General features: G+C 63.6%; 21 protein-coding genes. 19 read left to right on the plus strand and 2 right to left on the minus strand.

The genetic code is table 11. The features are described 5' to 3' along the window. The first annotated feature begins 237 nt into the window (after nucleotides 1-237). Both ASF70_RS11075 and ASF70_RS11080 read left to right on the plus strand, forming a co-directional pair. Nucleotides 238-876, plus strand: a complete 639-nt coding sequence (locus ASF70_RS11075) for a hypothetical protein (RefSeq protein WP_062579682.1) — start codon at nucleotides 238-240, stop codon at nucleotides 874-876. Between the two features lie 88 nt (nucleotides 877-964). After that, nucleotides 965-2,302, plus strand: a complete 1,338-nt coding sequence (locus ASF70_RS11080; protein WP_156461812.1) for a terminase family protein — start codon at nucleotides 965-967, stop codon at nucleotides 2,300-2,302. A gap of 109 nt (nucleotides 2,303-2,411) precedes the next feature. On the opposite strand, the gene ASF70_RS11085 is transcribed toward ASF70_RS11080, so the two are convergent. Then, on the minus strand, nucleotides 2,412-2,612 hold the full coding sequence (locus ASF70_RS11085) for a hypothetical protein (protein WP_062453459.1): 201 nt from the start codon (nucleotides 2,610-2,612) through the stop codon (nucleotides 2,412-2,414). 93 nt (nucleotides 2,613-2,705) lie between these two features. On the opposite strand from ASF70_RS11085, the gene ASF70_RS11090 reads away from it, so the two are divergent. From ASF70_RS11090 to ASF70_RS11135, 10 genes are all read left to right on the plus strand, one after another. Next, nucleotides 2,706-3,341, plus strand: coding sequence for a hypothetical protein (locus ASF70_RS11090; protein ID WP_062579684.1), 636 nt, complete (start codon nucleotides 2,706-2,708; stop codon nucleotides 3,339-3,341). Nucleotides 3,342-3,387: 46 nt separating this feature from the next. Continuing rightward, complete coding sequence (locus tag ASF70_RS11095) at nucleotides 3,388-4,557, plus strand: phage portal protein (RefSeq protein WP_062580213.1); 1,170 nt, start codon at nucleotides 3,388-3,390, stop codon at nucleotides 4,555-4,557. A 60-nt stretch (nucleotides 4,558-4,617) separates the two neighbouring features. Then, a complete protein-coding gene (locus tag ASF70_RS11100; RefSeq protein WP_062580215.1) occupies nucleotides 4,618-4,905 on the plus strand; it encodes a ribbon-helix-helix protein, CopG family in 288 nt (95 codons plus the stop codon). Beyond that, nucleotides 4,905-5,102 carry a type II toxin-antitoxin system RelE/ParE family toxin gene (locus tag ASF70_RS11105; RefSeq protein ID WP_062579686.1) on the plus strand — a complete coding sequence of 66 codons (198 nt, stop codon included), beginning with the start codon at nucleotides 4,905-4,907 and terminating at the stop codon, nucleotides 5,100-5,102. The genes ASF70_RS11100 and ASF70_RS11105 overlap by 1 nt, the downstream gene beginning before the upstream one ends. A 318-nt stretch (nucleotides 5,103-5,420) precedes the next feature. Continuing rightward, nucleotides 5,421-5,747 carry a DUF6107 family protein gene (locus ASF70_RS11110; RefSeq protein ID WP_062579687.1) on the plus strand — a complete coding sequence of 109 codons (327 nt, stop codon included), beginning with the start codon at nucleotides 5,421-5,423 and terminating at the stop codon, nucleotides 5,745-5,747. A gap of 93 nt (nucleotides 5,748-5,840) precedes the next feature. Continuing rightward, the gene (locus ASF70_RS11115) at nucleotides 5,841-6,434 is read left to right on the plus strand and encodes an HK97 family phage prohead protease (RefSeq protein ID WP_062579689.1); all 594 of its coding nucleotides are present in this window, start codon (nucleotides 5,841-5,843) and stop codon (nucleotides 6,432-6,434) included. A gap of 16 nt (nucleotides 6,435-6,450) precedes the next feature. Then, complete coding sequence (locus ASF70_RS11120) at nucleotides 6,451-7,734, plus strand: phage major capsid protein (RefSeq protein ID WP_162237974.1); 1,284 nt, start codon at nucleotides 6,451-6,453, stop codon at nucleotides 7,732-7,734. 119 nt (nucleotides 7,735-7,853) lie between these two features. Beyond that, nucleotides 7,854-8,423, plus strand: a complete 570-nt coding sequence (locus tag ASF70_RS11125) for a head-tail connector protein (RefSeq protein ID WP_062579691.1) — start codon at nucleotides 7,854-7,856, stop codon at nucleotides 8,421-8,423. Continuing rightward, nucleotides 8,420-8,755 (plus strand): phage head closure protein, encoded by a 336-nt coding sequence (locus ASF70_RS11130; protein WP_062453451.1) that lies wholly within the window; start codon nucleotides 8,420-8,422, stop codon nucleotides 8,753-8,755. Before ASF70_RS11125 ends, ASF70_RS11130 begins: the two co-directional genes overlap by 4 nt. Further along, nucleotides 8,752-9,153, plus strand: a complete 402-nt coding sequence (locus ASF70_RS11135; protein ID WP_082471866.1) for a DUF3168 domain-containing protein — start codon at nucleotides 8,752-8,754, stop codon at nucleotides 9,151-9,153. The genes ASF70_RS11130 and ASF70_RS11135 overlap by 4 nt, the downstream gene beginning before the upstream one ends. On the opposite strand, the gene ASF70_RS11140 is transcribed toward ASF70_RS11135, so the two are convergent. Beyond that, the gene (locus tag ASF70_RS11140; RefSeq protein WP_244474010.1) at nucleotides 9,132-10,385 is read right to left on the minus strand and encodes an MFS transporter; all 1,254 of its coding nucleotides are present in this window, start codon (nucleotides 10,383-10,385) and stop codon (nucleotides 9,132-9,134) included. The genes ASF70_RS11135 and ASF70_RS11140 overlap by 22 nt on opposite strands. 83 nt (nucleotides 10,386-10,468) lie before the next feature. Here ASF70_RS11140 and ASF70_RS11145 point away from each other — a divergent pair, with 83 nt between their 5' ends. The 7 genes from ASF70_RS11145 to ASF70_RS11175 are packed head-to-tail and all read left to right on the plus strand — an operon-like array spanning nucleotide 10,469 to nucleotide 14,006. Then, on the plus strand, nucleotides 10,469-10,876 hold the full coding sequence (locus tag ASF70_RS11145; RefSeq protein ID WP_062453448.1) for a phage major tail protein, TP901-1 family: 408 nt from the start codon (nucleotides 10,469-10,471) through the stop codon (nucleotides 10,874-10,876). Nucleotides 10,877-10,902: 26 nt separating this feature from the next. Next, nucleotides 10,903-11,247 carry a gene transfer agent family protein gene (locus ASF70_RS11150; protein ID WP_082471889.1) on the plus strand — a complete coding sequence of 115 codons (345 nt, stop codon included), beginning with the start codon at nucleotides 10,903-10,905 and terminating at the stop codon, nucleotides 11,245-11,247. Further along, on the plus strand, nucleotides 11,247-11,465 hold the full coding sequence (locus ASF70_RS11155; protein ID WP_062579700.1) for a rcc01693 family protein: 219 nt from the start codon (nucleotides 11,247-11,249) through the stop codon (nucleotides 11,463-11,465). Before ASF70_RS11150 ends, ASF70_RS11155 begins: the two co-directional genes overlap by 1 nt. Before the next feature lie 44 nt (nucleotides 11,466-11,509). Further along, on the plus strand, nucleotides 11,510-12,046 hold the full coding sequence (locus ASF70_RS11160) for a phage tail tape measure protein (RefSeq protein WP_062579701.1): 537 nt from the start codon (nucleotides 11,510-11,512) through the stop codon (nucleotides 12,044-12,046). A gap of 9 nt (nucleotides 12,047-12,055) precedes the next feature. Further along, complete coding sequence (locus ASF70_RS11165) at nucleotides 12,056-12,694, plus strand: DUF2460 domain-containing protein (RefSeq protein WP_062579703.1); 639 nt, start codon at nucleotides 12,056-12,058, stop codon at nucleotides 12,692-12,694. Then, nucleotides 12,691-13,566: a DUF2163 domain-containing protein gene (locus ASF70_RS11170; protein WP_062579704.1), complete on the plus strand. Its 876-nt coding sequence runs from the start codon at nucleotides 12,691-12,693 to the stop codon at nucleotides 13,564-13,566. Before ASF70_RS11165 ends, ASF70_RS11170 begins: the two co-directional genes overlap by 4 nt. After that, the gene (locus tag ASF70_RS11175) at nucleotides 13,563-14,006 is read left to right on the plus strand and encodes an NlpC/P60 family protein (protein ID WP_062579706.1); all 444 of its coding nucleotides are present in this window, start codon (nucleotides 13,563-13,565) and stop codon (nucleotides 14,004-14,006) included. The genes ASF70_RS11170 and ASF70_RS11175 overlap by 4 nt, the downstream gene beginning before the upstream one ends. The last annotated feature ends 760 nt before the right edge of the window (nucleotides 14,007-14,766 follow it).

Here is a 14,766-nt window from a genome sequence, read left to right on the forward strand (position 1 = left end):
CTCCGGTAAAATTTTCGAGATAGGAATTTAATCCTTGACGGCGTGACGGTTGTCGGGTAGTGTTTAGGCATAGTCGAAGAGTTGCGTCGGGAGAGGCTTCACGCCCCGACCGCCGCAAGGCTTCCAGTCAGGGCTCGGATTGACCTCCGGGCCCTTTTTTTTTCCAGGACATCGATATCGAAACCGAACGTGCGACGGCAAGCCGGCGCGGCGGGTTTTCGGCTGTGGAGATCTGCCATGAACCGTTCCGATGCTCTCGCCGGTTTTGATCCAGACCTGTTCGGCCTGTGGACGGACGAACCGCTTTACGACGCGGATGACGACGTGACGCAGGATGCCGAACTGGAAGAGACGGTTCGAAACGTTCTGCTGGAGCTCAAGTCTGCGGAAACCGAGCTGAAGCCCGCAGATGAACTGCGGCAGCTTTTGAACGAGATGACGGCGGAGATGCGCCAGCAGTTCGGCACGTTTCGGATGATGCGCGAAGCAGCCTCCGGGCTGCTGTCCGGCGAGGCCGGAGACACGGTGTCAGCTGACGGCAGTGACGCGGCGCAGAAACTGGCGCGGGCCGATGTGAAGGCGGCGACCGATGCGATGAGCCTGATCGTGCGCACGCTGGAAAAGGTCGATGCGCTGCAGCGTCAGCTTTCCCGCGACCGGCAGGTGGAGGCCGACAGGCTGGCCGATGCCGGCGGATACGAAGAGGCGAAGGCCCGCTTCGTCCGGATGATCGAGGATCGCGCCAATGAAACAGCCTTTGGGTATTTCGAAGCCTGGAAACGCGATGGCCCACCGGGATGGGTGGCGCAAAGGCTTCCAGCGAGAGGAACCCAGCCAGCGCAAGATGCGGCGGGCCGCAGAGAAGATCACGGGTGAGGCGGTAAAGGCATCCGGGTCATTCAGGGCGGGCATGTCTGGCATCGCTGATGTCAGGGAGAAGAGTGCACGGGATCTGGAGGCCGGAATGGTTTTGGCCGGTGCGATGGGCGTGCCCCGCGCTCCGGACTCGGTGCCGGCGGAGAGCTGTGACGAGCCTGGTCCGGGAGAGAGCGCGTTTGACGGGTTTGTGGCCGGTCTCGACCGGGATTGGGCGTTTACGGCGCTTCCCGGACAGAGGCCGCCAGAGGGCGACTGGCGGACGTGGCTGATCATGGGCGGGCGCGGATCCGGCAAGACGCGGGCGGGCGCCGAATGGGTGCATGCGCTGGCGTGTGCGGCTGGAGAGCGGTCCGATCTTCGCATCGCGCTCGTGGCGGAAACGCTGGGCGATGCCCGCGAGGTGATGGTGGGCGGTGTGTCCGGCATCTGCCGGATTGCGGCACGGCACTGGCCCGAATTCGAGATTTCACGCAAACGGCTGGTCTGGCCGAACGGCACGGTGGCGCAGATCTTTTCCTCCGAGGATCCGGAAGCCCTGCGAGGGCCGCAGTTTCATTACGCGTGGTGCGACGAGATCGGCAAATGGAAGCATGCGCAGGAAACGTTCGACATGCTGCAGTTCGGCCTGCGGCTGGGACTCGATCCGCGCCAACTGGTGACGACCACGCCGCGACCGGTGCCGGTGCTGAAGCAACTGATTGCCGACCCCGGCACGCGGCTGATCAAGATCTCCACAGCCGGTAACGCCGGCAATCTGGCACCGGGCTTTATCGCGGCGCTGGAGCGACGCTATGGCGGGACGAGACTTGGTCGTCAGGAACTTGGCGGCGAGCTGATCGAGGATCGCGACGACGCGCTGTGGAAGCGCACCGACCTCGAGGCCTGCGTGACGCGCTTTACCGGGGTTCTGCGGCGCATCGTGGTGGCGGTGGATCCGCCCTCGGGATCCGGCGAGAACTCCTGCTGCGGCATCGTTGTGGCGGGTGTCGAGGCAAGCGAAGGTTCGCCTGGTAGGGCGGTGGTGCTGGCCGACTGTTCGGTGACCGGCCATACGCCGGGCGGCTGGGCGAAGGCCGTGGTGAAGGCCTATGCGCGGTTTTCGGCCGACCGCGTCGTGGCCGAGGGCAACCAGGGCGGCGACATGGTGCCGGCGATGCTGAAAAGCATCGACGCCAACCTGCCGGTAACGGTGGTGCATGCATCCCGCGGAAAGTTTGCCCGCGCAGAACCGGTCGCAGCCCTCTACGAGCAGGGACGGGTGGTGCATGCAGGACGGTTTGCGGAGCTGGAGGACCAGATGTGCGATTTCGGTCCCAACGGACTGTCATCGGGACGCTCGCCGGACCGGCTGGATGCGCTGGTCTGGGCGCTGACGGCGCTTGTTTTGGACGGCCAGGGCGAGCCGCGCGTCAGGGGGATTTGAGCCTAGGCCCGGTGTGGCGCTTCTGGTGAACCGCGCAACGAAAAGCGGCCCGGACAGGGCCGCTCAAGCGTTCTATATCTGACAGTTGGCTACTGCCAATAGTTGCAATTCAGCTTTTAGCCGGCACAGCCGGAGCGCTGTCGCGCATCTGCTTCCATTCCGATTCCATGCGCTCGAGGACGTGCTGCGGCACCGATTTCGTGGCTGCTGTCTGGGCGGTCTGCTGCATCATCATGATCTCCGGATTGTGCGCTGCACCATCATGGTGGTGCGCCCCTATGAACGTCGCATGGTTGGATTGGTTCCACATCCTTACTCCGAAGTAAATCGTCACTAACAGACTAAAACGATTTAGTTTTTTTCTAATCCGATTGAAACCTTCGAACGCGGTAAAGGGGTCAAGATTAACATGGGATACGAGCGTGGATTTTTCTATGGCGGCGTGCGGCAGAACCCTTTCAGCGGTCGGCTTCGAAGTGGTCAGGTGGCCGGGCTGGCTGCTGTTTTAGACGCCTGGGAGGCCCGCGAGCCGGTGGAGGGCCCCGCAGCGCTCGCCTATGTTCTGGCGACAGCGTTTCATGAGACGGCATCAACGATGCAGCCGGTGCGCGAAACGCTGGCCAAGACCGACCAGATTGCGGTGGCGCGGCTGGAAAGCGCTTATCGCGCCGGCCGGCTGCGCACGGTGAAGACGCCGTACTGGCGTTACGATGCCGATGGCCGCACCTGGCTGGGGCGGGGGCTCGTGCAGCTGACCCACAGGCGCAACTACCAGAAAATGTCGGCGCTGACCGGCATCGATCTCATCACGGCACCTCATCGCGCCATGGAGATGGATGTGGCAGTAAAAATCCTGATCGAGGGCATGCGGGCCGGCAGTTTCACCGGCCGCAAGCTCGGCGATTATTTCGGCCCTGGGAAATCGGACTGGGTCGGGGCGCGAAAAATCATCAATGGCAATGACCGAGCGGCGCGGGTGGCGGGGTACGCGAAAGCGTTCGCGGCAGCGCTGCGGGACGATGCGGCGATGGCGGCCTGAACGTCTTCAGAGCGAATTGATCCCGGATCGAGTGAAGGATGAGACGATGAGATTTCCATTCCGGCTTCGTGGGCTTTCCCGCAGCGCGCCGCCTCAGGAAACCAAGGCAGCGTCGGGGCTATCGTCGGGCTTTGCGATTGTTTCGGGCGATGGCGCGGCGCACTGGTCCGGGCGGTCCTATGCGGCTCTGGCAAAGGCCGGGTTCATGAAGAACCCGATCGCCTATCGGGCCATGCGGATGGTGGCCGAAGCTGCCGCCGCCGTGCCGTGGCTTGCCTATCGGGGGACGAGCGAGGCAGCCGATCATCCGGCGCTGGCGCTTCTGGCACGTCCGAACGGCCGCCAGAGCGGGCCGGATTTCTTCGAGGCGCTGTACGGGCATCTGCTTTTGTCCGGCAATGCCTATGTGGAGCCGCTGGCGCTTGGCGGCGACCTGCGGGAACTGCATTTGCTGCGGCCGGACCGGGTGAGCGTCGTCGAGGGGCGCGACGGCTGGATTGCGGCCTATGATTATCGCGCCGGGCAGGTGACACGGCGGCTTGCCGTCGATCGTGACGGGCCGGGGCTGCTGCACCTGAAGCTGTTTCACCCGCTCGACGACCATTGTGGCCTGTCGCCGCTGGTGGCGGCTGGCGCAGCGCTCGACCTTTCCAATGCGGCGGCGGGCTGGAACAAGGCGCTGCTCGACAATTCCGCAAGACCGTCCGGCGCGCTGGTCTACCAGCCGAAGGACGGCGGCAATCTTTCCGCGGATCAGTATCAGCGGCTGAAGGACGAACTGGAGGCGGGCTATTCGGGGGCGGTAAATGCCGGCCGGCCGCTGCTTCTGGAAGGCGGGCTGGACTGGAAGGCGATGGGGCTTTCGCCGAAGGACATGGATTTCATCGAGGCGAAGAACGGTGCTGCCCGCGACATTGCGCTGGCGCTCGGCGTGCCGCCAATGCTGATCGGCATTCCCGGTGACAATACCTATGCCAACTACCAGGAGGCCAACCGCGCCCTTTACCGGCTCACGGTGCTGCCGTTGATTGCCCGAACGGCCGCAAGCTTTTCCGCCTGGCTTTCGGATACGCTCGGGGAGGGATTGCGGCTGGAACCGGATCTCGACCGGGTGGCAGGTCTCTCGGCCGAGCGTGAGGCGCTGTGGGCGCGGATCGGCGCTGCAGGCTTCCTGACCGAGGACGAAAAGCGAGAGGCGGTCGGCTATTCGGCATGATTGCGCGATCGCGGCGCAGGGTGTATTTTGTAATACGGTGTATTACAGATGGAGATCGTCATGGCAGATGCCAACTCTGACAAGAAGGCCGAAAAGCCCGCTCTCTCGGACCCGATCACCTTGCGCGTGCCGCAGGACATTCTCGACGACATCGAGAAGATCGCCGAGACATCCGATCGCAGCAGAAGCTGGGTGATCGTTCGGGCGCTGAAATATTATCTGATGGCGGAGGGGAATGAAATACTCAGCATCCGCCGTGGACTGGCGGATATCGAGGCGGGGCGGACCGTGGATGCGGAGGAGTTCTTCGAAGAGCTCGACCGTCTCAACCGCGAGGATGCTGCCTGATGAAGGTCACCCTCTCGGAAGAGGCGATACGCTACGTCCAGAGGGAACGGGCCTACTTGGCCCAGTTCGGGCGGCGGACAGCCGTCGCGTTTTCGGATCAGATCAAGCGAACGATCCGGCTCATTTCCGAGCAGCCGCGTGTCGGAACGATGGTTGCTCCGGTCGAGGGCATCAGGCGGTTCGTCGCAACGCCCTAACATGTGGACTATGTCATCCAGTCCGACCGGGTCCTGGTCGTCTCGATCATGCATGCCAGGCAAGCCTCGTCGGCCCTTGACCATGATGACGATGACGGTTTCGACTGAGCTTTTCCGAGTTGTCGGCGCTTGAGCCTGCTCGACTCAACTTCTCAGACCCCTGACTCAACTCGTCAACGCGGTCTCTCAAGCGATTCAGGGGATTGATGAAAACCTGAAGGCCTCATGTGGCGCGTGAAGATGCGCGCGGCCTTGGCGGTTGCGGATGGAGATCCGCTTTCCGGCTGACAATCTCAACATAACCCAGAAAGTTTAACGATGGCTGACCTTGGGCATGATCCGGGAACGCTTGGCGTGTGGGCTGCGCGGACCGCAGGTGCGGTGGCGGGTGCGGGCGTTTCGCTGGTCTATCTCCTGCCGAAAAGCGGGCACGAGGCGGCGAGCCGGTTTCTGACCGGGGTGGCCTGCGGGATGATCTTCGGCGGTCCGGCCGGGCTTTGGCTGATGGCACGGCTGGGGATCAGCGGTGAGCTTCCCGAGCCGGAGACCTTGCTGGCGGGATCGGCTGCCGCCAGCCTTTCGGCCTGGTGGGTGCTGGGCGCGCTGTCGCGCTTAGCCGAGCGATACGGGCGCCGCAGGGAGTAAGGCGCTCCCGACGACGAACCTCCTCTGCTGCAAGCGGCAGTCGCCGCGAGCGGATGGGGTGCAGCAATTCCAATGACATTGCAGGAGATCCCGATGCACGCTGACCGCGGGCAATGCCCACCCATGCGCCCGAATGTGCGCAAATTCGCCAATCTGGAACTGGCCGGCATTGCCGGTGACGGCACGTTTTCCGGTTATGCCAGCGTGTTCGGCGAGGTCGATCTCGGTCGCGACCGGATCGAACGGGGGGCGTTTCTCTCCTCGCTGATCGAACGCGGCGCAACCGGGGTGCGCATGCTTTACCAACACGACCCGAACGAGCCGATCGGCGCCTGGAAGACGATCCGCGAGGATGGTCGCGGCCTGTTCGTCGAGGGCGTGCTTTCGCCGGGCGTGGCGCGATCGCGGGAGGTGCTGGCGCTGATGAAATCCGGTGCGCTCGACGGGCTCTCGATCGGGTTTCGAACGGTGCGGGCCCGCACCGACGCCAAGACGGGGGTGCGGCGCATTCTCGAGGCGGATCTTTGGGAAATCTCCGTCGTGACCTTTCCGATGCTGCCATCGGCACGGGTGTCCGACGTCAAGCATCAGCGGTTTTTCCGAGACCGCGAGACGGAGCTCGTTCGCCAGATGCGGCGGGCGGCGAAGATGATGTGGAGATCGTCGTTCAGGCAGAACAAGGTTTAATGGAGAAGGACAGGACATGATGACGGGACATGTGCAGGGAAGTGGCGCCGTGGCGCCGGAAGTGAAAGCCGTGCCGGAAACGGTGACGGCGGCGCTCGACGAATTCATGGAGGCGTTCGAGGCGTTCAAGGACGTCAACGACCGAAGGCTCGGCGAGATCGAGCAGAAGCTGACCGCCGACGTGGTGACCCGAGACAAGGTGGACCGCATCAACCGGGCGATGGACGACCAGAAACGGGTGCTGGACCAGCTGGCGCTGAAGAAGGCGCGGCTGCCGCTCGGTGGCCGGGGTGGGTATGGCCAGAGTGCCGATCTTTCGCCTGAGGCGATGGAGCACAAGGCGGGGTTCGACGCCTATATCCGTCGCGGCGAGGACAATGGACTGCGCGAGCTGGAGGCGAAGGCGTTTTCCGTCGGGGTCGGCGCCGATGGCGGCTATCTCGTGCCGCCGGAGACCGACACGGAAATCGGCCGCCGCGTGTCTGTCGTGTCGCCGATGCGGGCGCTTTCGACCGTGCGCACCGTCTCGACCTCGGTCCTGAAGAAACCGTTCTCGACGACGGGGCTAACCACCGGCTGGGTGGCGGAAACGGCGGCGCGGCCGCAGACCAATACGCCGCTTCTGGCCGAACTCGCCTTCCCGACGATGGAACTCTACGCCATGCCGGCCGCGACCCAGGCGCTGCTCGACGATGCGGCTGTGGACATGGAGGCGTGGATCGCCGGCGAGGTGGACATCGTGTTTGCCGAGCAGGAGGGCGATGCCTTCGTGCGCGGTGACGGGGTAAACAAGCCGAAGGGCTTTCTTGCCTATACGGCTGTTGCCGATTCGAGCTGGGCCTGGGGCAGTCTCGGCTATATCGCAACCGGCGTTGCCGGCGGCTGGAAGGCGACCAATCCCTCCGACACGCTGATCGAGGTGATCTACGCGCTCAAGGCCGGTCATCGTCAGAACGGCACGTTCATGATGAACCGCAAGGTGCAGGCCGATATCCGCAAGTTCAAGGATGTCGACGGCAACTACCTGTGGCGGCCGCCGGCAAGTGCGGGCCAGGCCGCCTCGCTGATGGGCTTTCCGATCGCAGAAGCCGAGGAAATGCCTGACATTGCCGCAAGCTCGACGTCGCTTGCCTTCGGAGACTTCCGCTCGGGCTATCTCGTGGTCGATCGGGCCGGCGTGCGCATCCTGCGCGATCCGTATTCCGCCAAGCCCTATGTGCTGTTCTACACCACCAAGCGGGTCGGCGGCGGGGTGCAGAACTTCGAGGCGATCAAGCTGGTGCGGTTCGCCGTGAGCTGATCGGCCAAGCGTACCGACGCTTGCCGGAACTGCCCGTCATCCGGCCATCGCCACCTTCTTCCCGCAGCGGCGGGGAGAGGGTGGGGCAGGGCCGGATATCATCTTCGACGAGGATCCCCATGACCTATGCCCAGACCAATCCGCCCCTGGCGGAACCGCTGACGCTTGCCGAGGCAAAGGCGCATCTGCGTCTTGACGGCGCTGATGAGGATGCGCTGATCGGATCGCTGATTGCGACTGCCCGCGAGCATCTGGAGCGTGAGACGGGCCTATGCCTGATGGCGCAGTCCTGGCGGCTCTATCTCGACCGCTGGCCCTGCGACGGCGTGATCCGCATCCTCAAGTCTCCCGTGCAAGCGATTCAGACTGTTACGGTTTACGATGCTGCAGGCACTGCGGTTGATGTGTCGCTTGAAGACCATCTGCTCGACGGCAAGGGGCGACCGGCGCGGCTTTGGCTGCGCTCGACGATCGATCCCGGCCAAGCGTTGAACGGGATCGAGATTGATTTTTCCGCCGGCTATGGCGAGGCCGGGACCGATGTGCCGGATACGCTGAAGCGGGCGATGCTGATCCATATCGGCCATATGTTCGCCTTCCGCAGCGTGCTGTCGCCCGACCAGCAGCCCGCCGGGATTCCCGATGGCTACGAGCGGCTGATCGCGCCCTTTCGCATGCGGAGGCTGTGATGGTGGTGTTTCTCGATCCGGGCCAGATGACTGCCCGGCTGGAGCTGGAAGCGCCGGTTACCGTATCCGACGGTCAGGGTGGTGCGAGTGTGACCTGGCAATCGGTGGCGGCCGTTTGGGCGAAGATCGAGCCGGTCTCGTTCGTGGTGACGGAAGCGGCAAGCGCGGAAGTCGGCACGGTCAGTCACCGGATCTGGATCCGGTTTCGAAGCGATGTCGCAGCCGGCCAGAGGCTGACCAAGGGCGCGCGGATCTTCCTGCTGAAACTGGTGCGCGACCCTGACGAGACCGGTCGCTATCTGGTCTGCCAATGCGAGGAGCAGGCCCCATGACATCCGCTAACAATGCGCTGATGAAGGCGGTCCATGCGCTGCTGACCGGCGACGCGGCACTGACGGCGCTGGTCGGTCAAGGCGGCGTTCATGACCGACTGCTGCCGAAGCCGAAGCTGCCGGCGATCGCCTTCGGGGAGTGGGAGACGCGCGACTATTCGACCGGCACGGAACCGGGCGAGGCGCATAGCCTGACGATCACCGTCTGGTCGCAGGCCGAAGGGCGTCGGCAGGCGCAGGAGATCGCAAGCCGGGTGGACACGCTGCTGCACGATGCGGCGCTGACGCTGGAAGGGTTTGTGCTGGTAAGCCTGTTGCGGACGGGATCGCGCACCAGACGCGAGCCGAACACGCGGTATCTTCAGGTCGAGCTGCGCTATCGTGCGGTGACCGAGTGAGAGGCAGCAAGCCGGTTACTCTGCCGCACGAGATGCATGAGGAAGAGGATGCCGGTAAGCGCCGAGCCTGCCAGAAGGACGGTGACGACGAGAACCGTGAGAGCGCCCGAACGATCGAGCAGTGCTGTGAACACGACGGGGGCGAGCGCATTGGCAAGGTTCTGCGGCATGGACAGCCGTGCGGCCTGGCGGCCATAGTCGCGCGGTGAAAACAGGGCGAGCGGCAGCAGCGCCTTTGCGACCTGCAGGACCGCCGAGCCGATGCCGTAAAGGCCGATGAAGATCCACAGCGTTGCAGTCGACGACGGCAGGAGGATGAGGCTGAGAAAGCCGAGCATCATGAAGCTATTGCCGGTCACGGCCGTAATGAACGGATTGCCGCGCTTGCCGAGCAGCATATCGAAGGCACGCGCCGAAATGCCGATGACGCCACGGGCAGCGGCAAGCTGCAGGGCAAATTCCGGTGTCGCACCGGATTGCCGCAACAGTTCCAGAAGCGATGGCGACACGCCGTAGGATGCGAAGGAGGCAATGGTGGTGGCGGTGGCGACCAGAAGGAAGGCGAGCTTGCCTTGCCGGGCGGTAAAGGCAACCGGGGGCGCATCGACGCCGGCCTCTGCTGTGTCCCAGCCGATCGGCTTCGGCAGCGCAAAGAGGTAAAGAGGCACGCAGACGAACAGATGCAGGAAAGCGCAGACCATCATCGTGGTGCGCCAGCCGATGAGATCGTTGCCGAGACTGAGCAGCGGCCAAAAGATGGTGGCGGAGAGGCCCGTAAACAGCATCAGGATGGTGATGCTGCGACGACCCTTCGTGCCTTCACGCTCGACCACCGCGGCATAGGCCGGCGCTGACAGACAGAAGGCGCCACCGGCACCGAGCAGGATCCACGCGACCGCATAGAGCGGCAGGCCGTTCGAGAAGGACAGCACGAGCAACCCGACGCAGAAGAATACGGAACCGGCAGCCAGAACCTTGGCCGCCCCGTGGCGGCCGAGCAGCCGGCCCACAAGCGGGCCGCAAAAGGCGCTGGCGAGCATCATCACCGACAGTCCGGCAAACACCATTTCGTTGGCGAGGCCGAGATCGGGCGCGATGGAGCGACCGAGAACGCCGAGGCTTTCGAACGTGGTGCCCCAGCCGATGAGTTGCGTGATGGCGAGAACGCCAATGGTCCGGGCGGACCGGAGGGGGGAGTTGGTCAATGCGATATCGCGATGGGAAGCGGGCAAGGGGATGTGTCCCGCGGCTGTAGCAGGTCGGCGCGAAAGCCGAAAGCATCAATACTTGAAAGCGGTTGGAAAAGGATCGGGACATGGTGGCACAGAAGGGCAAGGACCTTCTCCTGAAGGTGGACAATAGCGGGACTTTTCTGACCGTGGCGGGACTGCGCTCCAGGCGGATCGCCTTCAACGCGGAAACGGTCGACATTACCGATGCCGAAAGCAGCGGGCGCTGGCGCGAACTTCTGGGCGGGGCGGGGGTGCAGCGGGCATCGCTGAGCGGTTCGGGGATCTTCAAGGACGGCACAAGCGACGCGCTGGTGCGCAGCACGTTCTTTGCCGGCACGATCCTCTCCTGGCAGATCATCATTCCCAGTTTCGCGACACTGGCCGGGGCGTTCCAGGTGACGGCGCTCGAATATTCCGGCGAGCACAATGGTGAAATCCGGTTCGAGATTGCGCTCGAATCCGCCGGCGTCGTGAGTTTTACAGCATTGTAGGAGCATGAAAGGGGGATTTCATGGGCATGCATGGACGGGCCAACCGCCGGCGCGGCGAGGTGGAGGCTGAAATGGACGGCGAGCGGCGGATCCTGTGTCTGACGCTCGGCGCACTGGCAGAACTGGAAACGGCGTTTGCGGCGAGCGATCTGACGGAGCTCGCCGGGCGGTTTTCCTCCGGGCGGATGAAGGCAGCCGACATGATCCGCATCATCGGGGCCGGCCTTCGCGGCGGCGGCAACCTGATCACCGACGACGAGGCGGCGGCGATGAGCGTCGATGGCGGGATCCTCTCCTGCGCGCGGATCGTCGGCGAGTTGCTGAGTGCTGCCTTCGGCACCGATGAAGGACCGTCACCGGCAAACCCCTGATGGCCGCAGCGGGCGGGAAGGCGCAGGTGTTTGAGCCTTTTCCATGGGATGCGGCGATGCATGCCGGTCTCTGCCTGCTGCGGCTTTCCGTACCGCAATTCTGGGCGCTGACGCCAAGAGAACTGTTTGCCGCAACCGGTGGTCTGGTGAAACGCGCAACGTCGATCGAGCGTGCCGGGCTGCAGACGCTGATGCGGGCTTTTCCGGATGGAGCGTGATTTTGCGAGCCGGTTGATCTTCGATGTGAACGGGAGCGGATGCGATGGATCCAGATGACGAGACGTTTGGCGCGGCGGTGGCGGGGGCCGAAGCCTTGTCTGGCGTGATGGCGGACCTTGAGGCGCGTTCGGACCGGTTCGGCCGGGCTTTGACCAGTGCACTGAGCACGGCGACGACCGGGGGCAAGGGGCTGGACGATGTGTTGAAGGGGCTCGGCAACCGGCTGGCGGATATTTCGCTATCGGCAGGGCTGAAGCCGCTGGAAAGCCTGCTGGGCAATGCGGTGAGCGGGCTGATCGGTTCGGTGACGCCGTTTGCCGATGGCGGTGTCGTGCGTGCGCCGACCTTCTTTTCGATGGACGGCGGCACCGGCCTGATGGGCGAGGCGGGTGCCGAGGCGATCCTGCCGCTTCGGCGCGGCGCGGACGGGGCGCTCGGCGTGGCCTCGGCTGGCGGCGGCGGGGGAGCGCAGGTGGTGTTCAACGTGACGGCGACCGATGCGGCAAGCTTCCGCAAAAGCGAGGGCCAGATTTCGGCCATGCTGGCACGCAGCGTTTCGCGCGGAAACAGAGGATTGTGAGGAGCAGCGATGAGCGGATTTCATGAAGTGCGCTTTCCCCTGCGGGTGGCGCTTGGCGCCTCCGGCGGGCCTGTGCGCCGGACCGATATCGTCAACCTGTCCAATGGCCGCGAAAGCCGCAACCAGCGCTGGCGGGATTCGCGGCGAAGCTATGAGGCCGGATCCGGGGTGAAATCGGTTGCCGATCTCTATGCGGTTCTGGAATTCTTCGAGGCGCGCGGCGGCCAGCTCTACGGCTTCAGGTTTCGCGATCCCGTCGACTGGAAATCCTGCGGCCCTGGACAGGCGATCTCGGCAAGCGACCAGCAGATCGGGGTCGGCGATGGGGCGACCTCTGCGTTCTCGCTGACGAAGACCTATGCGGATGCGGCCGGCGGCTGGGAGCGACGGATCAGCAAGCCGGTGGCGGGAACGGTGGTCGTGTCGGTCGGCGGCGTTGCGAAGCCAGCGAGCTCGATCACTGTCGATACGACGACCGGCACCGTGACGTTTGCGGCGGGGCATGTGCCGGCAGTCGGCCAGATCGTCCGGGCCGGGTTTGAATTCGACGTGGCCGTGCGCTTCGATACCGACCGGATCGAGATCAATCTGGCGCATTTCGATGCCGGGCGGATCCCGGCCATTCCATTGACGGAGGTTTTGGCATGAGGGCGATACCGCCAGGTTTGGCGGGCCATCTTGCAGGCGAGGCGACGACGATCTGCTATTGCTGGCGGGTGACGCGACGTGACGCGGTGGTGCTTGGGTTCACCGAACATGACTGCGATCTGGTCTTCGACGGCACGACGTTTCTGGCGGCGACCGGTTTTGCGGCGAGCGAGGCGGAACAGGCGCTGGGCATGGCCGCCAGCGCGGAAGAGGTGGAAGGCGGCCTCTCCAGCGCTGCGATCGACGAGGCGGATCTCGCAAGCGGGCGCTATGACGGCGCGCGGGTTGAACTGTTCGTGGTCAACTGGGCGGATGCCGCTCAGCATATGCTGCTGAATATCCGCGAGATCGGCGAAGTTTCCAGATCGGGCGGCGCCTTCAAGGCAGAGCTGCGCAGCCTTGCGCATCGGCTGGGCCAGCCGCAGGGCCGTGTCTATGGCAGGCGCTGCGACGCGAGCCTTGGTGATAACAGCTGCCGGGTCGACCTCTCGGCCTGGCGCGGGAATGGCGTGGTGGATGCGGTGATCGATAAAAGCCGCATCGTCGTGTCGGGTCTGTCCGGTTTTGCGGAAGGATTTTTCGGCCGTGGCGTCGCACAATTTGCGGGCGGGGCGCAGGTGGATATCGAGGTTCACGAGCGACGCGCCGACGGCAAGGCGGGGCTGACATTCTGGTTGCCGCTGGAGCAGGCGGTCGTTCCCGGGCAGGCGGTGACGCTGACGGCCGGTTGCGACAAGACGGTTTCGACGTGCCGGGGGAGGTTTGCGAACCTTCTCAATTTCCGCGGCTTTCCGCATGTGCCGGGCTCCGATTTTGCCTATTCCTATGTGGATGGCGAGCGGCTGCATGATGGCGGAGCGCTGTTCGAATGAGTGCCGCCGGAGAGCGGATCGTCGCGGTGGCTGAGACCTGGATCGGCACGCCCTATCGGCATCAGGGGGCAACGCGCGGCATCGGCTGCGATTGCATCGGCCTGATCCGCGGCATCTGGCGGGAGCTTTATGGCGAAGAGCCGGAACCGGTGGCGCCCTATGCGCCCGACTGGGCGGAACGGGGCGGCGAGGACAGGCTGCTGGTGGCTGGCATCCGGTTGTTCGGACCAGCACTTGGCGTCGGGCAGATGCAGCCGGGCGATCTGCTGCTGTTTCGTTGGCGACCGGACACGATGGTGAAGCATGCGGGCATTCTGGCCGGGCCGTCTCATTTCATTCATGCCTACGAGCAGGTGGCGGTGACGCGCTCGGTTCTCGTGCCCTCCTGGCGCCGCAAAATCGCTGCCGTGCACCGGTTTCCGCCGGCAAGGGATAGTTGAAAGTTGGCAAGGACCGGCGTATAGTCATGGAGGAATGGATGGGGCTGGAACCCCATCCATCGGTATGCTTATATTACGGATGAGATCCGGTCGGACAATGACCAGCCCGTCCGGGTCACCCTCAAGATAAGCGTCATGCCAATTGGCCAAAGCCTCATGACATCACCTCCATGGTTGTCTATACGGGGCGCCAGCGTTTACCCAAACTCGACTAACGCGTATGGCGAAACCGCTATGCCATTTTAGTCAGCTGAAACCAGGGCCCGAGCAGTCGTCGAGAGGGTCTCGGCGTACCGAGGCTTCAAGCCAGTGCCAATTCCGTTGGTAGAGGTTATTAAGCGCTGGTTGCCAAGCCTCACTGCAGACGGAGTGACATGCGGACTGAACTGGTCACGACGAGATGCGACGGGGTACGACTTTGCACCTTCCGATGTCCTCGTTCGATTGCTTACTAGGTCGTGAACTCCATAAAACGAGGATCGGGAAAGCTGGGTCGCCGTCGCTATTTGCGCCTGACACCTGATGATCATACCCAAAGCGGAATAGTTGGGACGGATAGGATTTAATGATCGAAAATCAGCGTTCGAAGATAAATTATATTGGAATATTCGCCACGAATGCATCCACGATGCTGTTCTCTCTCTTTCTGTTGTTTTTCCTCAGTGAGGATCTTTTTAAAACCCATCTTTTTCCTCTGGGCACTAGTTTAGGCGCTATTGTTGTTTCGCTAGCTTTTATTCCTCGGTTTCTCGACGACATA

It is taken from the genome of Rhizobium sp. Leaf321, from assembly GCF_001423215.1.
GTDB classification, from domain to species: domain Bacteria; phylum Pseudomonadota; class Alphaproteobacteria; order Rhizobiales; family Rhizobiaceae; genus Neorhizobium; species Neorhizobium soli.